General features: G+C 45.5%; 15 protein-coding genes. 9 read left to right on the forward strand and 6 right to left on the reverse strand.

The window, feature by feature from the left end:
* Window positions 1-9: 9 nt before the first annotated feature.
* Window positions 10-1452, reverse strand: a complete 1443-nt coding sequence (locus HMPREF9447_RS04350) for a DUF3078 domain-containing protein (protein ID WP_009128431.1) — start codon at window positions 1450-1452, stop codon at window positions 10-12.
* Between the two features lie 261 nt (window positions 1453-1713).
* Between HMPREF9447_RS04350 and HMPREF9447_RS04355 the strand changes: the two genes are divergently transcribed.
* The 4 genes from HMPREF9447_RS04355 to HMPREF9447_RS04370 all read left to right on the forward strand — a co-directional run bounded on the left by HMPREF9447_RS04355 (window position 1714) and on the right by HMPREF9447_RS04370 (window position 8827).
* Window positions 1714-3345 (forward strand): CTP synthase, encoded by a 1632-nt coding sequence (locus HMPREF9447_RS04355; protein ID WP_009128433.1) that lies wholly within the window; start codon window positions 1714-1716, stop codon window positions 3343-3345.
* A gap of 55 nt (window positions 3346-3400) precedes the next feature.
* Window positions 3401-5251: a membrane protein insertase YidC gene (gene yidC, locus HMPREF9447_RS04360; RefSeq protein ID WP_009128435.1), complete on the forward strand. Its 1851-nt coding sequence runs from the start codon at window positions 3401-3403 to the stop codon at window positions 5249-5251.
* Between the two features lie 95 nt (window positions 5252-5346).
* Window positions 5347-6678 (forward strand): MATE family efflux transporter, encoded by a 1332-nt coding sequence (locus HMPREF9447_RS04365; RefSeq protein WP_044137736.1) that lies wholly within the window; start codon window positions 5347-5349, stop codon window positions 6676-6678.
* A gap of 40 nt (window positions 6679-6718) precedes the next feature.
* Entirely contained in the window at window positions 6719-8827 is a 2109-nt protein-coding gene (locus tag HMPREF9447_RS04370) for a S9 family peptidase (protein ID WP_009128438.1), read from the forward strand.
* A gap of 84 nt (window positions 8828-8911) precedes the next feature.
* On the opposite strand, the gene lipB is transcribed toward HMPREF9447_RS04370, so the two are convergent.
* The gene (lipB, locus tag HMPREF9447_RS04375; protein WP_009128440.1) at window positions 8912-9574 is read right to left on the reverse strand and encodes a lipoyl(octanoyl) transferase LipB; all 663 of its coding nucleotides are present in this window, start codon (window positions 9572-9574) and stop codon (window positions 8912-8914) included.
* A gap of 62 nt (window positions 9575-9636) precedes the next feature.
* On the opposite strand from lipB, the gene HMPREF9447_RS04380 reads away from it, so the two are divergent.
* Window positions 9637-10476, forward strand: a complete 840-nt coding sequence (locus tag HMPREF9447_RS04380; RefSeq protein WP_009128441.1) for a helix-turn-helix domain-containing protein — start codon at window positions 9637-9639, stop codon at window positions 10474-10476.
* On the opposite strand, the gene HMPREF9447_RS04385 is transcribed toward HMPREF9447_RS04380, so the two are convergent.
* From HMPREF9447_RS04385 to HMPREF9447_RS04400, 4 genes are all read right to left on the reverse strand, one after another.
* Entirely contained in the window at window positions 10473-12680 is a 2208-nt protein-coding gene (locus HMPREF9447_RS04385) for a heavy metal translocating P-type ATPase (RefSeq protein WP_009128443.1), read from the reverse strand. The genes HMPREF9447_RS04380 and HMPREF9447_RS04385 overlap by 4 nt on opposite strands.
* Window positions 12681-12839: 159 nt before the next feature.
* On the reverse strand, window positions 12840-13151 hold the full coding sequence (locus HMPREF9447_RS04390) for a heavy-metal-associated domain-containing protein (RefSeq protein WP_009128445.1): 312 nt from the start codon (window positions 13149-13151) through the stop codon (window positions 12840-12842).
* A gap of 97 nt (window positions 13152-13248) precedes the next feature.
* Window positions 13249-15465 (reverse strand): TonB-dependent receptor, encoded by a 2217-nt coding sequence (locus tag HMPREF9447_RS04395; RefSeq protein WP_044137438.1) that lies wholly within the window; start codon window positions 15463-15465, stop codon window positions 13249-13251.
* Between the two features lie 308 nt (window positions 15466-15773).
* Window positions 15774-16181, reverse strand: a complete 408-nt coding sequence (locus HMPREF9447_RS04400; RefSeq protein ID WP_009128447.1) for a hypothetical protein — start codon at window positions 16179-16181, stop codon at window positions 15774-15776.
* 139 nt (window positions 16182-16320) lie between these two features.
* Between HMPREF9447_RS04400 and HMPREF9447_RS04405 the strand changes: the two genes are divergently transcribed.
* The 4 genes from HMPREF9447_RS04405 to gcvP all read left to right on the forward strand — a co-directional run bounded on the left by HMPREF9447_RS04405 (window position 16321) and on the right by gcvP (window position 21417).
* Window positions 16321-17172: a DUF3298 and DUF4163 domain-containing protein gene (locus HMPREF9447_RS04405; protein ID WP_009128448.1), complete on the forward strand. Its 852-nt coding sequence runs from the start codon at window positions 16321-16323 to the stop codon at window positions 17170-17172.
* Window positions 17173-17255: 83 nt separating this feature from the next.
* Entirely contained in the window at window positions 17256-17876 is a 621-nt protein-coding gene (rsmG, locus tag HMPREF9447_RS04410) for a 16S rRNA (guanine(527)-N(7))-methyltransferase RsmG (RefSeq protein ID WP_009128450.1), read from the forward strand.
* 31 nt (window positions 17877-17907) lie between these two features.
* Entirely contained in the window at window positions 17908-18546 is a 639-nt protein-coding gene (locus HMPREF9447_RS04415) for an MBL fold metallo-hydrolase (protein ID WP_044137440.1), read from the forward strand.
* Window positions 18547-18567: 21 nt separating this feature from the next.
* Window positions 18568-21417 carry an aminomethyl-transferring glycine dehydrogenase gene (gene gcvP, locus HMPREF9447_RS04420; protein ID WP_009128454.1) on the forward strand — a complete coding sequence of 950 codons (2850 nt, stop codon included), beginning with the start codon at window positions 18568-18570 and terminating at the stop codon, window positions 21415-21417.
* Window positions 21418-21584 lie beyond the last annotated feature (167 nt).

A 21584-nucleotide genomic window follows, 5' to 3' on the forward strand; every position in this document is an offset into this window, starting at 1 on the left:
ATTACAAGATTACCATTTGTAATTGATACCGAAACTCAGAATTTCATTTACCTGGAAATGACTGTCTCCCGTGGTAGGCTTGCTACTATCATCATAACGGGCATGTACATACAGCTTCGTAGAGAGGTAGCGGTTCAATATGAAATTGATTGTATTTTCCCACTCGATACGAGTCCATTCGTAGCTGGTCAGATAGTTCAGACGGGAATCCAGCACAATAGAGGGAATAATCTTCCAGTTCAATGTAGGCTGTATCTGCGAACCCCAGTTGTGACGCACACATTTGCCTTTTTCCAAACCAAAGTCCACCTCATTCACATCTTTATTACCTATATAACGCATCGTCCAGGTCAACGGAGCTATGAAGACAGAAAGACTGAACTTTTTCTTCTTCAACTTATAGTCCATACCGACACTGGTGGATAAGTCAGCCGGAGCAAAGAAAGCGGAAACCAGCTTTTCACTGTTTGCCTTATAACCATGACAGAACTGAGTTTTAAATTCCGTAGAAATGGTATAGTACCAATTGGAAGCTGCCTGAATCCCCAGTTTACTATATATACGAAAGAGGTCGGTATTCACCAGATAATCATGATACTTATCCGAAGGAGTTGAGCCGAAGCCTAACTTAGCTTCCAAAGTATTTTCCCACTGTATCTTCTCACGGTCATTATAGTTGGCAAACAACTGTAAGTTTGCCAGGAAAGAGTTTGTACTCTCACCACCCTTATACCAGTTCTCTGAAATATAGTTCTGAGTAATCTGCAAAGAACCACTTCCACCTGTCACCCACCAGTTGGGTTTACGGATAATCACTTCCGCGTCCTCCTTCACATTAGCCATACTTTCCTGTGCAAACAATTTGATTACAGAAGGCTTGGAGGAAACTTCTTTCTCAATATTATCTCTGAAAACTTTTACCTGCATAATTTCATCTTCCCATGCTACAATATTACGAGGGTCATCATTCACATACAGGTATAACAACGCGCGATCTACCGTTTCATTAGCACGTTTCTTTGATGTGAAAAGCTTTTCATCAAAAGGCAATAGTTCCTTCGCGGGAACTTTAACCGTGTCGAAAGGCTGAAATTTCCAATCCAATTTAGATATGCTCTCCATTGGAGAATTGTAATAAGTCAACGGAATGAATAAACGGTAATAATCAGGATTCTCCGCAATGTAACGTTCCGGAGTAGAAGGGTCATTCAGGTAATTCAATACTCCAAAATATTGCTCATGTAAAATGGAAACAGTGTCCAGTTGTTGAGTATTGCTTCCCGGCTTCAACTTTAAGACAAAATATTGCTTCATCAAGCCCGACAAGGTATCTGCTTGTACAGTAGCCGATTTTTCCACGGTCTTCAAAACAGGCTTCACCGAATTCTGCGCCATCACCGACGAAGAAAATAGTGCGGTAATAGCCCACAATGATAAGTATCTATTCTTCATAACGCCCTAAAATCTATGTTTTGAGTGCAAAAGTAAACCAAAATGTTTAGAAAACATAGAAAATGTAAAAGAAAAGATTGACAATGACCGGATAGGGTGTTTTGCTGAAATCGTTTTTTTTAAGAATTGTTTCGCCAAAACTTGATATACTTCCTCTTTTTTTTGTAATTTTGCGCTTTTTAAGTTTCACGTGTAGACAGATTAGGTGCACAAATGTGTACATCACACCAAACAAAACAATAATATTAAAACAGTATAGCTGTGGGAGAAACAAAGTATATTTTCGTCACCGGTGGCGTTGCCTCATCATTGGGTAAAGGCATCATCTCATCCTCCATCGGTAAATTGCTGCAAGCAAGAGGTTACAAAGTAACCATCCAGAAGTTTGACCCGTATATCAACATTGACCCGGGTACTCTGAATCCTTACGAACACGGAGAGTGCTACGTGACTGTAGATGGCCATGAAGCTGACCTTGATTTAGGTCACTACGAACGTTTTCTGGGCATCCAGACCACCAAAGCCAATAACATCACGACCGGACGTATCTATAAAAGCGTTATCGACAAAGAACGCCGTGGTGACTATTTAGGAAAGACCATTCAGGTAATTCCTCATATCACGGACGAGATTAAACGAAACGTGAAGTTGCTGGGCAACAAATATAAATTCGATTTCGTGATTACGGAAATCGGCGGTACAGTGGGCGACATCGAGTCTTTGCCATACTTGGAAAGCATCCGCCAGTTGAAGTGGGAACTGGGACGTGACGCATTGTGCGTACACCTTACTTATGTGCCCTACCTCGCAGCTGCCGGCGAATTAAAGACCAAGCCGACACAGCACTCCGTGAAAGAACTTCAAAGTGCAGGTATTCAACCGGATGTTTTGGTGTTGCGCACGGAATATGAGTTAAGCACCAACCTTCGCAAGAAAGTAGCTTTATTCTGCAATGTAGATGAAAATGCAGTGGTACAGAGTATCGATGCCCCTACCATCTACGAAGTACCTATCCTGATGCAGGCTCAGAAACTGGATGAAACAATATTGAAGAAAATGGGATTGCCCGTAGGCGACACTCCGGGACTGGGGCCGTGGCGTGCTTTCCTCGAGCGTCGTCATAAGGCAGAAGATACGGAACCTCTGCATATTGCATTGGTTGGCAAATATGACTTGCAGGATGCTTACAAGTCGATCCGTGAAGCTCTTTCACAAGCCGGTACCTACAATGACCGCAAAGTATCTGTAGATTTTGTGAACAGCGAGAAGCTGACCGAAGAAAACATAGCAGAAGCATTGGAAGGCATGGCAGGTGTATTAATAGGCCCGGGATTCGGCGAGCGTGGCATTGCCGGAAAATTCGTTGCCATCAAATATGCACGTACGCATGACATTCCTACTTTCGGTATTTGTCTGGGTATGCAGTGCATTGCTATTGAATTTGCACGCAACGTATTGGGGTATGCCGATGCCGATTCACGTGAGATGAACGAAAAGACTCCGCATAATGTTATCGACATTATGGAAGAACAGAAGTCCATTACCAACATGGGTGGAACCATGCGTCTGGGAGCTTACGAGTGCATCTTGCATAAAGGTAGCAAAGCCTACGAAGCATACGGAACAGAACATATCCAGGAACGTCATCGCCATCGCTATGAATTCAACAATCAGTATAAAGCGGAATACGAAGCTGCCGGCATGAAATGTACAGGTATCAATCCGGAGTCCGATCTGGTGGAAATCGTAGAAATACCGAAACTGAAATGGTATATCGGAACTCAATTCCATCCGGAATACAGCAGTACGGTATTGAAACCACATCCGTTGTTCGTAGCATTTATTAAAGCATCCATCGAGAGTTTTGAGGAAAAAGAAAAAGCAAAGAAATAAGATTATTGCAATCTTCAAATAGTAAATTGTAAATAGATAAATTGTAAATAAATTCATGGATAAAAATACCATTACAGGTCTTGTTTTAATAGCCATTTTGTTAGTCGGCTTCAGTTTTCTGAGTCGCCCCAGCAAAGAGCAATTGGAGGCACAGCAACGTTATTACGATTCCATTGCGCTGGTACAGCAACGCGAAGAAGCACTGAAAGCCAAAGCGGACGCAGCATTGGCAAATGAGAAAGACGTGGAAACCGTGGACTCCACAGCACTCTTCTTCAATGTACGCCAGGGAGTGGATTCGCTAATTACCATCCAGAATAATCTGGCAGAGTTGACCCTCAGTACTAAAGGCGGTTCCATATTCTCCGCTGTATTGAAAGAGTACATGGAACAGGACAAGAAAACTCCTGTAACTCTATTCACCGGAAACGATGTTTCCATGAATTTCCTTTTCTATAATAAGAAGGAAACGATACAGACAAAAGACTATTACTTCAGCACTGTACACCGTACGGACAGCACCGTAACGATGCGTTTGGCAGCCGACAGTGCAAGTTATATAGACTTCAAATATGCATTGCATCCCAACACTTACCTGGTGGACTTCAGCATCGAAGCTAAAGGTATGACAGATAAGCTGGCAGCAAGCAATAACTACGTCGACATCGAATGGGCACAACGTGCCCGTCAGATTGAGAAAGGTTATGTATACGAGAACCGTTTGTCTGAATTGACCTACAAGTTTTTAGGAAATGGCACAGACTATCTGTCAGCCAACAAGGATGACGAAAAAGAAGTGCCGGAACGCCTTGACTGGATTGCTTTCAAGAATCAGTTCTTCTCCTCAGTGTTCATAGCAGATGCCGACTTCGAGAAAACGAAGTTAGTCTCTAAAATGGAACGCGAAGGAAGCGGATATATCAAGGATTATTCAGCTGAAATGAGCACAACTTTCGACCCGACAGGTCAGAAAGCAACGCAAATGTTCTTCTACTTCGGTCCGAACCATTACAAGACGCTGACTGCACTGGATAAAGGACGCGAGGAAAAATGGGAACTGAACCGTCTGGTTTATCTGGGTTGGCCGTTGATTCGCTGGGTCAACAAATGGTTCACCATCAATATCTTCGACTGGTTGTCGGGTTGGGGACTGAGCATGGGTATCGTATTACTGCTGATGACCTTGATTGTGAAAGCAGTCGTATTCCCCGCTACCTGGAAAACTTATATCTCTTCCGCCAAGATGCGTGTGTTGAAACCGAAAATAGACGAGATCAACAAGAAATATCCCAAGCAGGAAGATGCGATGAAGAAACAGCAGGAAGTAATGGGACTGTACAGCCAGTACGGTGTGAGTCCAATGGGTGGATGTTTGCCGATGCTGGTGCAATTCCCGGTTCTGATTGCATTGTTCATGTTCGTGCCGAGTGCTATCGAGTTACGCCAACAAAGTTTCTTGTGGGCTGACGACCTCTCTACGTACGATGCTTTCATCAACTTCCCGTTCAACATTCCGTTCCTGGGTAGTCACCTCAGTTTGTTCTGCTTACTGATGACGATTGTGAACGTATTGAACTCCAAGTTCATGATGCAGCAACAAGACACCGGTGCCAACCCGCAAATGGCAGCAATGAAGTGGATGACGTATCTCATGCCGATCATGATGTTGTTCATCTTGAACAGTTATCCTTCGGGTTTGAACTATTACTACTTCATATCGACGTTAATCAGCGTAGTGACCACAATCATCCTGCGAAAGACGACGAATGAAGAGAAACTTCTCGCCCAACTCGAAGCAAGAAAGAAGGACCCGAAGAAAGCTAAGAAAACCGGCTTTGCCGCCCGCCTGGAGGCAATGCAGAAGCAACAGGAACAGTTGATGAAAGAGAGACAGAACAAGAAGTAAGTCTCCGCTTTTCATCACTTGATAATAAAAGCCGGGCAATTAATGTGATTGCCCGGCTTTCTTTCTCTTATAACGACTATAACTATACTAAAAAAATGAAAACTAAGTATACATACAAACAGATATGGATGATAGCCTATCCCATCCTCATCAGTCTGCTGATGGAGCAAATGATAGGTATGACAGACACCGCTTTCCTGGGACGGGTAGGCGAAGTGGAACTGGGAGCATCTGCCATTGCAGGTGTCTTCTACATGGTAATATTCATGGCTGCTTTCGGTTTCAGCATCGGAGCACAGATACTCATTGCACGGCGCAACGGCGAACACCAGTACAAGGAAATAGGAAACCTGTTCTATCAGGGTATTTATTTCCAGGTGGGATTGGCGGCAGTCATGTTCCTTCTCTCCTACTTCCTCTCTCCGTTGATTTTGAAGCGCATTGTAGCTTCGGAACACATTTACGAAGCCGCCATCAGTTATCTGAACTGGCGCGTATTCGGTGCATTCTTCTCGTTCAGCGCAGTCATGTTCCGTGCCTTCTTTCTGGGCACTACGCAGACGAAGACATTGACATTGAACTCCGTAGTGATGGTGTTGAGCAACATTGTCTTCAACTATATACTCATCTTCGGTAAATTCGGCTTTCCGGCTCTCGGCATTGCCGGTGCTGCTATCGGCTCGTCTCTTGCCGAACTGGTTTCACTGGTATTCTTCATCCTCTATACTCGCAGCCGCATTGACTGTCGCAAGTATGGACTGGATCGTATACCGAAGTTCTGCCGTGAGGTACTGAAACGAATATTGAACGTTTCCTTCTGGACAATGATACAAAACGTCGTTTCCCTGTCTACCTGGTTCTTGTTCTTCCTCTATGTGGAGCATCTGGGAGAACGGTCGCTGGCTGTTACGAACATCGTCCGGAGTGTATCCGGCATATTATTCATGGTGATGATGGCATTTGCTTCGACTTGCGGTTCACTGGTCAGCAATCTGATTGGTGCCGGTGAAAAGGATTGTGTAGCAGGAACCATCCGGCAGCATATACGCATTGCCTATATGTTCGTGTTGCCGTTGGCATTGTTCTTCTCACTCTTCCCTAAACTGATATTGGGCATCTATACGGATATGACTGATTTACAGGATGCAGCAGTACATTCGCTTTGGGTGATGTGCTCAGCCTACTTGCTGCTTGTACCTGCCAATGTATATTTCCAGTCAGTATCGGGAACGGGTAACACGCGTACGGCATTGGTGATGGAGTTGGCGACACTGGTTGTTTACGTAGCCTATATCACATACATCATTCTTTACTTACGTCTGGATGTAGCTCTGTGCTGGACATCAGAAATGGTTTATTCCTTCTTTATCCTACTATTTTGCTGGTGGTATATTAAGCGGGGACGATGGCAAGAGAAACGCATATAATTTGTATATTTGCTGCAAATAACCGTAACGAACAACATATATGAAACAAGTAAACTTATTGCTTATGTCAGCAGCTATGACATTGGCTGCCTGCGGCGGGACAAAAGACGCAGGGCAAGCCGGAGCACCGCTTATCGAGCGGTCGGACATCAAGATTGAAGGCAAGCGCATGACTCCCGAAGCTCTTTGGGCTATGGGACGTATCGGCGGTGTTGCCGTGTCGCCTGATGAAAAACAAATTGCTTACACGGTGGCTTACTACAGCGTGCCGGAAAACAAGAGTAACCGTGAGGTTTTCGTGATGAACACAGATGGAACGGAGAACAAACAAATCACCCGTACCCCGTGGCAGGAAAATGAAGTAACCTGGATAAAGGGTGGCACCAAACTGGCATTCCTCTCTAATGAGAGCGGCAGTAGTCAGTTGTGGGAAATGAACCCCGACGGCAGCGGACGCAAGCAGTTGACACAATATGACGGTGACCTCGAGGGTTATTCTTTCTCTCCCGATGGTAAGAAATTGCTTTTCATCGCTCAGGTGCAAACCAAACAGAGCACTGCTGAGAAATATCCCGACCTGCCGAAGGCAACGGGCATCATCGTCACCGACCTGATGTATAAGCATTGGGATGAATGGGTGACCGGTGCCCCGCATCCTTTTGTGGCCGATTTTGATGGAAACGGCATCAGCAATATAAAGGATATACTGGAAGGCGAACCCTATGAAAGTCCGATGAGACCCTGGGGTGGCATCGAGCAACTGGCATGGAGCCCTGCAGGCGACAAAGTGGCTTACACCTGCCGCAAGAAGACCGGATTAGCTTATGCCATTTCCACCAACTCGGATATTTATATCTATGATCTTGCCACCCAAAAGACAGAGAATATCACCGAAGAGAACAAAGGTTACGACACCAATCCCCAATATTCTCCCGACGGCAAATACATTGCCTGGCAGAGTATGGAGCGTGATGGATATGAAGCTGACCTGAACCGTCTCTTTATCATGAATCTGGAGACGGGTGAAAAACGTTTCGTCAGCAAGGCATTCGAATCGAATGTAGATGGTTTCCTTTGGAACAAGGATTCCAAGAGTATCTACTTCATCGGTGTATGGCATGGTGAAACGCAGATTTACAATATCGATCTGGCAGCAAATGATAAGGTTACGCAACTGACGGACGGCATGTATGACTATGCTTCGCTCGCCCTTGCAGGTGATAAGATTATCGCTGCGCGCCACTCCATGAGTATGGGTGATGAAATTTATGCTGTAGCTGCTACCCGTAGCGGTGACGCATTTGCCGAGGTAAAGCAACTGACTTTCGAGAACAAGCAGATTTATGACCAGTTGGAGATGGGTAAAGTGGAAGCCCGTTGGATGAAGACCACGGATGGCAAACAGATGCTGACATGGGTAATCTATCCCCCGCAATTCGACCCGAACAAAAAGTATCCGACACTGCTATTCTGCGAAGGTGGTCCTCAGAGCCCCGTTAGCCAATTCTGGAGCTATCGCTGGAACTTCCAGATTATGGCGGCAAACGATTATATCATCGTAGCTCCCAATCGTCGCGGTCTGCCGGGCTTCGGTGTGGAATGGAATGAAGCCATTAGTGGAGATTATGGTGGTCAGTGCATGAAAGACTACTTCACGGCAATTGATGAAATGGCCAAAGAACCGTTTGTAGACAATGACCGCCTCGGTTGCGTAGGTGCCAGTTTCGGTGGCTTCTCAGTTTACTGGCTTGCCGGACATCATGACAAACGTTTCAAGGCGTTCATCGCTCACGATGGTATCTTCAATATGGAAATGCAGTATCTGGAAACAGAAGAGAAGTGGTTTGCCAACTGGGATATGGGCGGCGCATACTGGGAAAAACAAAATCCGGTGGCACAACGCACATTTGCCAATTCTCCGCACCAATTCGTAGATAAATGGGATACGCCTATCCTCTGCATCCACGGTGAAAAGGATTATCGTATTCTTGCTAATCAGGCTATGGCGGCATTTGATGCCGCAGTGATGCGTGGCATTCCTGCCGAGTTGTTGATTTATCCGGATGAAAACCACTGGGTATTGAAACCGCAGAACGGTATTCTGTGGCAGCGCACATACTTTGAATGGCTGGACAAATGGTTGAAATAAAAACAGATGGTCTGTTAACCTTAAACAGACCGTCTATCTGATACAAACAGACCATCTATTCATGTGAAATAGATGGTCTGTTTTTTACTTCCGGAGCAAGCCTTTCAATTCTTCACACAAACGCTCTTTTACTTCACCGAGCGGCACTTCCCTTTTCAGTTCCTGTTGCAACGAAGTCACCCCTTTATCCACAAAACCGCAGGGGTTGATATAGCTGAAATACCTCAAATCAGTATTCACATTCAGCGCCAGCCCATGCATGGTGACGAAGTGGCTGCTTCGTACGCCTATGGCACAAATCTTTCGGGCACGTGGCGTATCACCGTCCAGCCAGACACCTGTAGCTTTCTCCAGACGACCGGCAGCGATGCCATAGGAGGCACAAACGCGAATTACAGCTTCTTCAAGCAAATGCACATACTCTTTCAGTCCCAGGGAAAACTCTTCGAGATTCAGGATGGGATAACAAACCAATTGTCCCGGACCATGATAAGTAATATCTCCGCCCCGGTCTATATGATAGAGAGTAGCTCCTATCCGCTGAAGTTGTTCTTCACCCAGCAACATATTTCCTTCTTTTCCGCTACGGCCCAGGGTATAGACATGCGGATGTTCGCACAAAATGATATGATTCTCATACTCCTCTCCCACCTGTTTGGCATGGATAAGAGCATCAAAACACTCTGTTTGCCGAGTCCACGCTTCGGCATACGGGATGATATTCCAGTCTGTTATATTCAGTTTCATGACGGCAAAGTTAAGATTTTAGGGATAAAATCGTATATTTGCCGACAGCAAAATGAATAAAGATGAAACATAACTTCCCACAAGTAGATTTGCCAGTCGAAATGCTGGCATGGACGGATGTCACAGAAGATATTCTGAATCTCTATCGCCAGTCATGCCGATTGAAGGCTTGTATATTTGCACTTTGCACAGAAGGGACGATCAAAGTAACCATCAACCTGATGGAACATGAAATAAAAAAGAACGATTTGGTTATTCTGATGCCGGGTACTATTATACAGCTTAATGAGCAAAAAGAAAAGGTACGATTCTGCTTTGTAGGTTTCTCTTCTCATTGTGTCAATGGCATTAATCTGCTGCAAGCCACTATGGGATCATTTTCCAAGATATGGGAGAACCCTATTGTCAGCGTCAGCGACTTAGTGTCCTCCTATTTCGTAGATTATTTTGCATTGCTGACACGTATATCTATATCCCACCCCACCGCTACCAGTACAGCAATGGCACAAAGTGTGCTCCACAGCATTCTACTTGGAATAAACACCCTCTACGCCCGCCATCCGCAAAGCATTCTTGCCAAGAGCCGCAAAGAGGAGATTTGCCAAAAGTTCGTACAAATGGTTATCGAGAATTATATGACTGAACGGCGTGCCCAATTCTATGCCGACAAACTGGGGATTTCATTGCAGCACCTTAGCACCACCGTAAAGCAAGTGACAGGAAGGAATGTGCTCGACATCATTTCGCATGTAGTAATCATTGACGTCAAAGCACGGTTGAAGTCAACGGATATGACTATCCAGGAGATAGCTTATTCACTGAACTTCCCCAGCGCCTCTTTCTTCGGAAAGTACTTCAAGAGGCACATGGGGATGAGTCCGTTGGAATATAGAAATAGTTAGTATCTCAGGCGAAGACTATTCAACACCACCGATACGCTGGAAAATGCCATGGCAGCACTTGCCAACATGGGATTCAATAACAGGCCGTTGATGGGATAAAGCAAACCGGCGGCGATAGGAATACCTATCAGGTTGTAGATGAATGCCCAGAACAGATTCTGATGAATCAGCCGCACCGTTTGACGGGAAAGGTTGAATGCTTTCGGTAATAGTAGCAAATCCGAGGTCATAAGAGTGACCATCGCCACATCCATTGCAATATCCGTTCCTTTACCCATGGCAATGCTGACATCTGCACAAGCCAAAGCCTGCGAATCGTTGATACCATCACCTACCATAGCAACCGTTTTTCTCTGAAGCTGAAGCTGGCGGACAAATTCTTCCTTATCGTCCGGCAAAGCATCGGCAATATACTGGATGTTACCCAATCGCGCAGCAACTGCGGAAGCCGTACGTTCGCCGTCTCCCGTCAACATACACACCTCAATACCTTGATTACGGAGTTCGCGGACAGCCTCAACGGAAGTTGCCTTTATCTGGTCTTTAATGGCAACAATCGCAAGAAGTTCATTCTCACGTCCGAAGTAAACGATACTACAGCCATCAGACTCATATTGAGCCAACATTTCGCCTAATACATCGGTAAGAGTGGCATGATAATCCTTCAAGAGTTTGTGACTGCCTGCCCAGTACTCAGTATGCTGATAAGATACTTTGATACCTTTACCGGTGATGCTTTGAAAACCATCCAAAGTAGCAGGAACGATTTGTTCTTCTTCCTGCAAAGTGGTCACGATAGCACTAGCCAACGGATGCTCGGATTTGAGCTCGGCTGCCAGAAGAATGTCTTTATAATGTTCTTCCTGCGGCTGTGCCCAAAGCCAGCCGGTAACGGTGGGATGGCCTTCGGTCAATGTACCGGTTTTATCCAGTACAACAACATTCACCTTCCGCATCTGTTCCAACGCAACAGCATCTTTTATCAGAATATGATGGTCGGCAGCTTTACCGATACCTACCATTAAAGCGGTAGGGGTAGCTAATCCCAATGCACAAGGACAGGCAATCACCAATACGGAAACTGCCGACAACATAGCATGAGAAAGCATATCTACACCGCCAAAGAACATCCAGATAAAGAATGTCAGGACGGATAAACCTAGTACGACAGGAACAAAAACACCTGTTACCTTATCCACAATGCGTTGCACAGGAGCCTTGCTGCCTTGCGCTTCCTGCACCATACGGATGATACGCGCCAGCACCGTCTCCCCACCTACTTTCTCGGCACGGATAATGAACGAGCCTTTCTGGTTGATGGTTCCTGCCAGTACGTGCGAACCGGTCTTCTTTTCTACCGGAATAGGTTCGCCGCTAATCATACTTTCATCGACATAAGAGTCACCTTCGGTCAGGAAACCGTCTACAGGGATTTGCTCACCGGGACGGACGCTAACAAGGTCATTTATGTTCAGTTGTTCCAAAGGAATATCCTGTTCCTTACCATCACGCACCACACGGGCTATCTTAGGTTGCAAGCCCATCAGCTTACGGATGGCGGTAGAGGTATTCCCTTTGGCGCGTTCTTCCATCAGTTTACCTGTCAGGACAAAGGCGATGATGACAACGGCGGCTTCGTAATAGACATGAGGTTCCAGCCCGCGGCTATACCAGAAGTCGGGGAAGAAAGTATTAAAGACGCTGAACAGGAAGGCAATAGATGTACTTAGTGCAACCAGCGTATCCATATTGCTGCGTCCCAGACGTGCTTGTTTCCAGGCACCAGTATAAAACGGCGTACCGAACAACACCAGTACAGGGATAGCCAGCACCATCTGTATCTCGTTGGAATAAGGCACATGCATAAAAACCATAGAAAGCAACAATAAGGGAACAGCAAATATCCACGCTCCTATCACACGCACTTTCAGGCGGCGATAGCGTTTCTGTTGTTCTTCTTCCTGACGTTCTTCGGCATGTTCTTCCTCAATGATGAGGTCGTAGCCTGCAGCCAACACGGCAGCACGGATTTCGCCGGATGTCAGCTTGTCCGTCTCATAGGAGACAGACAGTGTATTGGAAGCAAAGTTGACCGAAGCATCCGTGATGCCCACCAACTTGCGAACTGTCTTTTCTACGTTATTGGCGCATCCTGCACAATGCATGTTCAGCACAGGAAACGTCTGTTTCTTTAAATTACCCATATATATATTGTTTTTTATAAGTTCCGAAAACAATAGAACACAAATTACACGAATCACACAAATGCAGGTTTCGCTACAAGTGCGAAGGAGATTCGTATAATTCGCGAAATTTGTGTTCTACCCAGTGTTATAAACAATCTCTACAGGTTGTTTGTTCAATTACTTCTTATCCTCTTGCTTCGTCTCCTTCACGAATTCGGCTTCGTAGTTGAACTTCTTGAAACCATCTTTCAGTTTGTCCACATTTGTCTTTTCAGCATCATATGTGATGGAAACTGTTTTCGTTTTCAAGTCTGTAGAGAATTCTTTTACGCCTTTCTCAAATTTAATGTTGCTCTTCACTTTCTTTTCGCAATTTTCGCAGTGCATCTGGGAAACTTTGAAGACAGCGGTACGGATGTCTTTCGCCATTACTGCCGTTACACTCAATAAAGCTACTACGAGGGCAGCCATCATTCTCTTTGTTTTCATAATTAATTAAGTGATTAATTGTTAGTGATGAGTGATTAGCAACTAGTGATGTATTACGTGATACTAATCACTCATCACCAACCGCTAATCACTATTTTCAGTTTCTTGCCAAGTTGAATCTCAGCCCAATATACGCTTTCGCCCCATGCATCGGTCCCCACACCATAGTGGCGTCGAAGTTCTCTCCCCACGGGTTGGAAGCATCTATTATCGGATTTTTCTGTTTAAAGTTCGTCAGATTCTCACCTCCTACATAAACGGACCAGCGACGGAAATAGCGCGTCACCTGCGCACTCAGTTGTTGGAAGCTACCATAACGCCGTTCCCATGAAAGACTTCCGTCAGCCAGTTCATAAGGATCAGGCATTCTTCCACCACCATTCAACTGCAAAGTAGCATCAAACTGCCATAAGCCCAAAGGTGTCTGATAAGAAGCAGTCAGCAAACCTTTATACTTACCGGTAAGCGGCTTTTCCATCAATTTACCGTTGTAGGTAGTCTTTGCATCCGTCATACGATAGGCGGCTGTCAGTGTCAGACCTTTCAACAACGGATAGTTGGCCTCGATCTGGAACACCTGCGAATAGGAACGTCCATCCAAATTATAGAAAGCCACTTCATGCGGATTACTATCCATATCCACAACTACCTGTTTCAGGAAATCCGTATAATAGTACTCCGCATTCACATTCAGCGTCTTGCCAAAAACAGGAATGTAAGTCGATACGCTTGCTCCATAGTTCCATGCCTCTTCCTGATCCAAATGGGAAGCAATCTTCATCTTGCGGCTACTTGCCAGAAGGTAGTTGTTCTCCGCCAATACATGCGTATTACGATATCCCTTTCCGGCAGACACACGGAAGTGCACATACTCATTCGGATTATACTTGACGTGCGCACGCGGTGTAACAAAGAAACCGTGCTCGCTACTGTAATCTCCACGGAGCCCGCCCATCAGCATCAGTTTATCATTCAGATTGAAGGTATACTGAACGTATGCTCCCGGAACGGATTCTTTAACAAACTTCTTCGTCAGCCCGTCTTCCACCTGATTCGTCAATCGGTAGTGCTGGTCGTAACCATCGTAATTAAAACTCAGTCCGGTAGAAAGACTATGCTGCTTGCTGAATTCCGTTTCAAAAAGCAACGAAGCATAAAAGTTGCTTTGATCCACATCATACAGTTTACGGCCGTAAGTGGCATCCTGATTATGCAATGTTCCCTGCAAAATCAAGGCAAGGTTCGTATTTTTTTCCTTATTGAATATATAGGCATTCTTGGTAAACGCTTCATAACGATTTGTCTTGATACCTATCTCATAAAGGTCGTGAGTCGGAGTTTGTCCATGAGCAGTCTGACCGCTGTTACGCGTTTCCTGCAAAACCTTTATACCGGCCTGAAACACATAGTTATCTCCCATATATGCCCAGCGGTTCCAGAAATTATACTGCTCCACACGCGGAATATCAACAAAACCGTCATCATTAGAGTCGTGAGATTTCGTTTCATTCTCATAATGAGCCAGCAGCGAGGTGCTCCATCGCTTCGACAACTTCACCGTAGCATCCGCATTCGCTTCATAACGGTTTGTACTGCTGGCAAAGAGATTTGCCGACACCCAGTCCGCTTCCGGCAACTGCGGTTTCTTGAACTCGACATTAATTTGTCCGGTTATGGACTCATACCCGTTCTTTACGGACGAGCTACCTTTGCTGACCTGTATGCTCTGCATCCACGGCCCGGGCACATAACCCAACCCATAAGGAGAAGCAGCCCCCCGGAAGTTCGGAATATTTTCGGTCATCATCTGTACATACGTACCGGAGAGACCCAGTAGTTTAATCTGCTTGGCTCCCGTGGCTGCATCCGAGTAGCTGACATCTACAGAAGGATTCGTAACGAAGCTCTCCCCCAGATTACAGCAAGCAGCACGCGTCAGTTCGGCACTGCTAATCATATCCTCGTTCATCACACTGGTACGCAGTTTCATCGTACCCAGTTTACGGGATACGATATTCACTTCATTCAATTCCACCCCTTCATGAAGTACAACATCGAGGTGCTGATTCGCTTTATCCACATGTATCGTGTCGTTTTCAAAACCGATAAAACTAACTACGAGCATATGGCTGCGGGCAGGCTTATGAATGGAGAAGTTTCCATCTTCATTGGTGGTTACTCCATCAGTGGTGTTCATCCAAAAGATATTGGCTCCCGGAATAGGTTCGCCGGCAGCATCTTTTACAACACCTGTTACTTGAGCCTGCATAAACTGAAAAGTGAAAAGAAAAACTAATAAAAATATATGTTTCATATATCTGAATTCATTGATTAGGGGTACAAAAATAGGATATATGCTGTGCAACAAGGTTGCAAGACTATCCAGCTATCAAATTAAAAAGAGATCGTGTAAAGAAAATCTCTGTTCTGTCCGTACGATCTCCGTAGCGGCTCCATACTATCTCCGTAGCTTCTCCGTACCTTGTCCGTATCATCTCCGTACGATCTCCGTACTCTTAGATACGGACAAACTACGGAGGTGATACGGACCGGATACGGTTCAAGCATATCTTTGGATAGAACCGGGCAGAAAGGGAAATACTTTCTGCACATCAATCGAATTTAAATAATGAGAACAGAATATAAAGCCAGATACTGCCTCGAACTGTCAGGATGCGGAGGTATGGCATACGACACCTCTTTCAATTCGCCCATAGGCAGGGAGCGTTGGAAATCTGGCAATGCCTCGCAGAAAAGCTGGATGACAGGTACGGTAATAACAGGACTTTCGCACGAGTATTTCACCAAGTTTACCTTATAAAAGGTAGCCGTGCAGCCTTCATCTTTGCAAGATTTTTCCGATTTATGAGAAGTTTTATGAGATTTGTGGCATTTGGCACAGCCATTGGTGCAGCATGCCTGCGCCGTCTCGCAACGAGCACAACAATAGTGGACAATAGAAACTCCCGCCCCTGCATAAATAACCGTCAGGGACAGCAAAACTGCCAATATGTAACGAAGTCTCTTCATATCCGGTGCAAAGATAGGCAGATAAAAGCATTCGTGCCTATTATTTTTTCATTTTTTATATGTTCTATTCGTTAATATGTTCTATATTTGTCGATAGCGAATCGAAAGAGAAATGTTGAATTTAACGAAGAAAGTCCAAATGAAAAAGCAATATGTCAGCCTACTTGTCATTCTACTTGCGGCAAGTGGCTTTTTATTTTCTTGCGGTAACACCGTGAACAAAAACGCAGGCGCGTTGGAGTTCGATAGTATACAGGTAAACGAGGTCGGACACCTTTTTGGAGACACCGCAAAGCCGAGTTGTAACATCATCATCAACTTTGCTTATGCCAGTAAGTCGACCGACGAAAAGTTGAGAGATAGTCTGAACACTTATTTCCTCTCTGCTTGTTTCGGCGATAAATACATGACGCTGAAACCGGAAGAGGCGGTGAAACTCTACAAGGAAACTTACATCAAAGATTACCTCAAAGATCTGGAACCGATGTATGCCAAGGATGATGCAGAGAAAGAAGATTCTACTGAACTGGTAGCCTGGTATTCTTATTATAAAGGTATCGAAAGCCACGTACAGTTCTATAAGAAACATTTGTTGGTTTACCGCATCGACTATAACGAGTTCACCGGAGGTGCGCATGGTGTTTATATGTCCACCTTCCTCAACATGGATTTGCGTACGCTGAGCCCGGTACGCCTGGATGATATTTTTGTAGGTGAATATAAAGAAGCGCTCACCGACTTATTGTGGAACCAACTCATGGCAGATAATAAGGCCACTACACGCCAGGAAGTAGAAGAAATGGGCTACACAAGCACCGGGGACCTGGAACCGACCGAAAACTTCTACCTAAGCGACAAAGGCATCACTTTCTATTATAATATCTACGAAATCGCTCCCTATGTGATGGGTCCGGTAGAAATCACCTTACCTTATGAAATCATGTCGCACCTGCTGAGCGATGAAAAAGGGGTGTTAATTATGAATTCTTAATTATTAAATATTAACTCTATGCAGATTCATAATTCCGGCTCACAATTAATAATTAATAGTTTATATTTTATATTTAAATAAACATGGAAATCATTCTAAAGTACTTCCCGGACCTCACAGAGGCGCAGAAGCAGCAATTCGCGTCCCTCTATGACCTCTATACGGACTGGAATGCAAAAATAAACGTTATATCCCGTAAAGACATCGAAAACCTGTACGAACACCACGTACTCCATTCATTGGGCATAGCTAAAATCATCAGCTTCAAACCCGACACCCGCATCATGGACCTGGGTACAGGCGGCGGTTTTCCGGGCATTCCCCTTGCCATCCTATTTCCTGAAGTGAAGTTCCACCTCGTTGACAGTATCGGTAAGAAAGTACGCGTAGCCACGGAAGTTGCGAACAGTATAGGGCTGAAAAACGTTACTTTCCGCCATGCACGGGCTGAGGAAGAGAAACAATTATTCGATTTTGTCGTGAGCCGTGCCGTAATGCCGCTTGCGGACTTACTGAAAATCATCCGCAAGAACATTGCTCCCCAACAGCACAATGCCTTGCCAAATGGATTGATTTGTCTGAAAGGTGGTGAACTGGCAAACGAAGCCATGCCTTTCAAACACAAAACCATGATGTACGACCTGAAAGATTACTTTGACGAAGAATTCTTTGAAACAAAGAAAGTAGTCTACGTGGCACCCTGATTGCAAAAGTAATGACTAACATATACCTATCATGAAAATAAAAAGGTTTGAGTTTAATATGTTCCCCGTGAACTGTTATGTTCTGTGGGACGACACCCTTGAAGCTGCCGTGATAGATCCCGGCTGCTTTTATGAGGAGGAAAAACAAGCGTTGAAGAATTTCATCATAAAGAATGAACTGAACGTGAAACACCTCCTCAACACGCATCTCCATCTGGACCACATCTTCGGAAATGCTTTTATGGTCAAAGAATTCGGGTTACCGATAGAAGCTAACAAGGCTGATGAATTCTGGATTGACGAAGCTCCGAAACAAAGTCGCATGTTCGGGTTCCAATGGAACGAAATACCGGCACCGATAGGTCACTATCTGCATGACGGAGACATTATCACCTTTGGTAACACAACACTTGAAGCCATCCACGTGCCGGGACACTCACCGGGTAGCCTCGTTTATTATTCTGCCGAAGACCACTGCATGTTCTCCGGCGATGTACTCTTTCAGGGAAGCATCGGACGTGCCGACCTCACCGGTGGTAATTTCGATGAACTGAAAGAGCATATTTGCAGTCGCCTGTTCGTACTGCCCAATGAGACAATTGTCTATCCGGGACATGGCGCACCAACCACCATAGGCATTGAAAAGGCAGAAAACCCATTCTTTAGATAAACTTTAAAAACAGATACTATCATGAAAAGCGACCTATTAGCTTGCCGCCATATCGGCATCAGCGAGAAAGACGAAGAAAAAATGCTCCGGAAAATAGGAGTCGGCAGTCTGGATGAGTTGATAGACAAAACCATCCCTGCAAACATTCGTCTGAAAGAACCGTTGGCATTGCCCGTGCCTATGACTGAATATGAGTTCGGACAACACATCACCCAGTTGGCGTGCAAAAACAAACTTTACACAACTTACATCGGCCTCGGCTGGTACAACACCATTACCCCCGCTGTTATTCAACGGAATGTATTCGAGAATCCGGTATGGTATACCTCTTATACCCCTTATCAGACAGAAGTTTCGCAAGGACGCCTCGAAGCCTTGATGAACTTCCAGACCGCTGTCTGCGACTTGACGGGTATGCCCCTTGCCAACTGCTCCCTGCTGGATGAAGCTACGGCTGCCGCCGAAGCTGTCACCATGATGTATGCCCTGCGTCCGCGCGATATGCAGAAATCCGGTGCAAACATTGTGTTTGTGGACGAAAAAATCTTCCCGCAGACATTGGCAGTAATGACTACGCGCGCCATTCCGCAAGGTATCCAGATACGCACAGGAAAATATTCCGAGATGGAATTCACTCCGGACATCTTTGCCTGCGTACTGCAATATCCCAATGCAAGCGGAAATGCAGAAGACTACCGCAGCTTTGTAGAAAAAGCACATGCCGCCAACTGCAAAGTAGCTGTTGCCGCCGATATCCTGAGCCTCGCACTGCTCACTCCTCCGGGAGAATGGGGAGCCGACATCGTATTCGGAACCACTCAGCGCCTCGGTACGCCAATGTTCTATGGCGGTCCGTCTGCCGGATACTTCGCCACACGTGATGAATACAAACGTAATATGCCGGGACGTATCATTGGCTGGTCAAAAGATAAATATGGAAAATTGTGTTACCGCATGGCATTGCAAACCCGCGAACAGCACATCAAACGTGAGAAGGCAACTTCAAACATCTGTACCGCACAAGCTCTGTTAGCTACAATGGCAGGTTTCTATACCGTATACCATGGACCGGAAGGTATTCGCACCATTGCAGAGCGTATCCACAGCATCGCTGCATATCTGGAAAAGACCATCAATAAACTGGGGTACAAACAAGTGAATGCCCAGTACTTCGATACCCTGCGTTTCGCATTGCCCGATACCGTTTCGGCACAACAGATACGTACCATTGCCCTGAGTAAAGAAGTCAACCTGCGCTATTTCCATAATGGAGATGTAGGTATGAGTATCGACGAAACAACAGATGTATCTGCTGCCAACGTCCTGCTTTCCATTTTTGCCATTGCCGCCGGTAAGGACTGGACAAAGGCAGAAGATATTCCCGTTAGCAGCACTATCAGCAAGGCTTTGGAACGCCGTAGTTCCTATCTGACACATGAAGTATTCAACAAATATCATACGGAAACGGAAATGATGCGTTATATCAAGCGTCTCGACCGTATGGATATCTCCCTCGCCCACTCCATGATTTCCCTCGGTTCCTGCACCATGAAACTGAACGCTGCGGCAGAGATGCTACCCCTCAGCTGTCCGGAATTCATGTGCATGCATCCGCTTGTTCCCGAGGACCAGGCAGAGGGCTATCGCGAACTGATAAATAACCTCAGTGAAGAACTGAAAATCATCACAGGTTTCGCAGGCGTTAGTCTGCAACCAAACTCCGGCGCGGCAGGTGAATATACAGGACTACGCGTCATCCGCGCTTATTTGGAAAACATCGGTCAGGGACACCGCAACAAAGTGTTGATTCCTGCTTCGGCACATGGCACAAATCCGGCATCTGCCATTCAGGCTGGTTTTACTACCGTAACTTGCGCCTGCGATGATCAAGGTAATGTGGATATGGACGACCTGCGTGCCAAGGCAGAAGAGAACAAAGACAATCTTGCTGCACTGATGATTACTTATCCTTCTACGCACGGTATCTTTGAGACTGAAATAGTAGAAATCTGCCGCATCATCCATGATTGTGGAGCACAGGTATATATGGACGGTGCCAATATGAATGCTCAGGTGGGCTTGACGAATCCCGGATTTATCGGTGCGGACGTTTGCCACTTGAACCTGCATAAGACATTCGCTTCGCCTCATGGTGGTGGTGGTCCGGGCGTAGGTCCTATCTGCGTTGCGGAACATTTGGTTCCATTCCTGCCGGGGCATCCACTGTTCGGCAATCCTGCCAATACGGTGTCTGCCGCTCCGTTCGGTAGTGCAGGTATTCTGCCTATCACTTACGGATATATCCGCATGATGGGCACGGAAGGATTGACACGTGCTACTAAAATAGCTATCCTCAGTGCTAATTATCTGGCAGCCTGTCTGAAAGATACGTATGGTATCGTATATCGTGGCGCCACTGGCTTTGTTGGTCATGAAATGATATTGGAATGCCGCAAGATACACGAGGAAACGGGCATCAGCGAGAATGACATTGCCAAACGACTGATGGACTATGGTTATCATGCTCCTACTCTCTCCTTCCCCGTTCACGGCACACTCATGATAGAGCCGACGGAAAGTGAAAGCCTTACCGAACTGGATAACTTTGTGAATGTGATGTTGACCATCTGGGAAGAAATTCAGGAAGTGAAAGAAGGAAAAGCGGATAAGGAAGATAATGTGTTGATAAATGCCCCGCACCCTGAATATGAAGTGGTTGCCAACAACTGGGAACACAGTTATACACGCGAAAAGGCGGCTTATCCGATAGAAAGTGTACGCGAAAACAAGTTCTGGATTAACGTGGCGCGTGTGGATAACACGCTGGGCGACCGAAAGTTGTTGCCGACGTGCTACGGATGTTTCGAATAAAATGTTCAAATAAAGTATTAGAGTGTGTTCCACTATTCGGAGCACACTCTTTTTTGTATAAACGATTACTGTAATAGCTCTCATTATACTGATTTTACAATTAGTATAAGTATGATGTCTATTTTTATAGTAACATTTTGCTCTTCAAAATTTGTCTGTCCCAAATA

This window comes from Bacteroides oleiciplenus YIT 12058 (assembly GCF_000315485.1).
In the GTDB taxonomy this organism is placed as follows: Bacteria; Bacteroidota; Bacteroidia; order Bacteroidales; family Bacteroidaceae; genus Bacteroides; species Bacteroides oleiciplenus.

Excerpts from the sequence above, each read along its gene's own strand:
- HMPREF9447_RS04350 (WP_009128431.1), bottom strand. The coding sequence starts at position 1,452 with ATGAAGAATAGATACTTATCATTGTGGGCTATTACCGCACTATTTTCT.
- yidC (WP_009128435.1), top strand. The coding sequence starts at position 3,401 with ATGGATAAAAATACCATTACAGGTCTTGTTTTAATAGCCATTTTGTTA.
- HMPREF9447_RS04365 (WP_044137736.1), top strand. The coding sequence starts at position 5,347 with ATGAAAACTAAGTATACATACAAACAGATATGGATGATAGCCTATCCC.
- HMPREF9447_RS04370 (WP_009128438.1), top strand. The coding sequence starts at position 6,719 with ATGAAACAAGTAAACTTATTGCTTATGTCAGCAGCTATGACATTGGCT.
- lipB (WP_009128440.1), bottom strand. The coding sequence starts at position 9,574 with ATGAAACTGAATATAACAGACTGGAATATCATCCCGTATGCCGAAGCG.
- HMPREF9447_RS04380 (WP_009128441.1), top strand. The coding sequence starts at position 9,637 with ATGAAACATAACTTCCCACAAGTAGATTTGCCAGTCGAAATGCTGGCA.
- HMPREF9447_RS04385 (WP_009128443.1), bottom strand. The coding sequence starts at position 12,680 with ATGGGTAATTTAAAGAAACAGACGTTTCCTGTGCTGAACATGCATTGT.
- HMPREF9447_RS04390 (WP_009128445.1), bottom strand. The coding sequence starts at position 13,151 with ATGAAAACAAAGAGAATGATGGCTGCCCTCGTAGTAGCTTTATTGAGT.
- HMPREF9447_RS04395 (WP_044137438.1), bottom strand. The coding sequence starts at position 15,465 with ATGAAACATATATTTTTATTAGTTTTTCTTTTCACTTTTCAGTTTATG.
- HMPREF9447_RS04400 (WP_009128447.1), bottom strand. The coding sequence starts at position 16,181 with ATGAAGAGACTTCGTTACATATTGGCAGTTTTGCTGTCCCTGACGGTT.
- HMPREF9447_RS04405 (WP_009128448.1), top strand. The coding sequence starts at position 16,321 with ATGAAAAAGCAATATGTCAGCCTACTTGTCATTCTACTTGCGGCAAGT.
- rsmG (WP_009128450.1), top strand. The coding sequence starts at position 17,256 with ATGGAAATCATTCTAAAGTACTTCCCGGACCTCACAGAGGCGCAGAAG.
- HMPREF9447_RS04415 (WP_044137440.1), top strand. The coding sequence starts at position 17,908 with ATGAAAATAAAAAGGTTTGAGTTTAATATGTTCCCCGTGAACTGTTAT.
- gcvP (WP_009128454.1), top strand. The coding sequence starts at position 18,568 with ATGAAAAGCGACCTATTAGCTTGCCGCCATATCGGCATCAGCGAGAAA.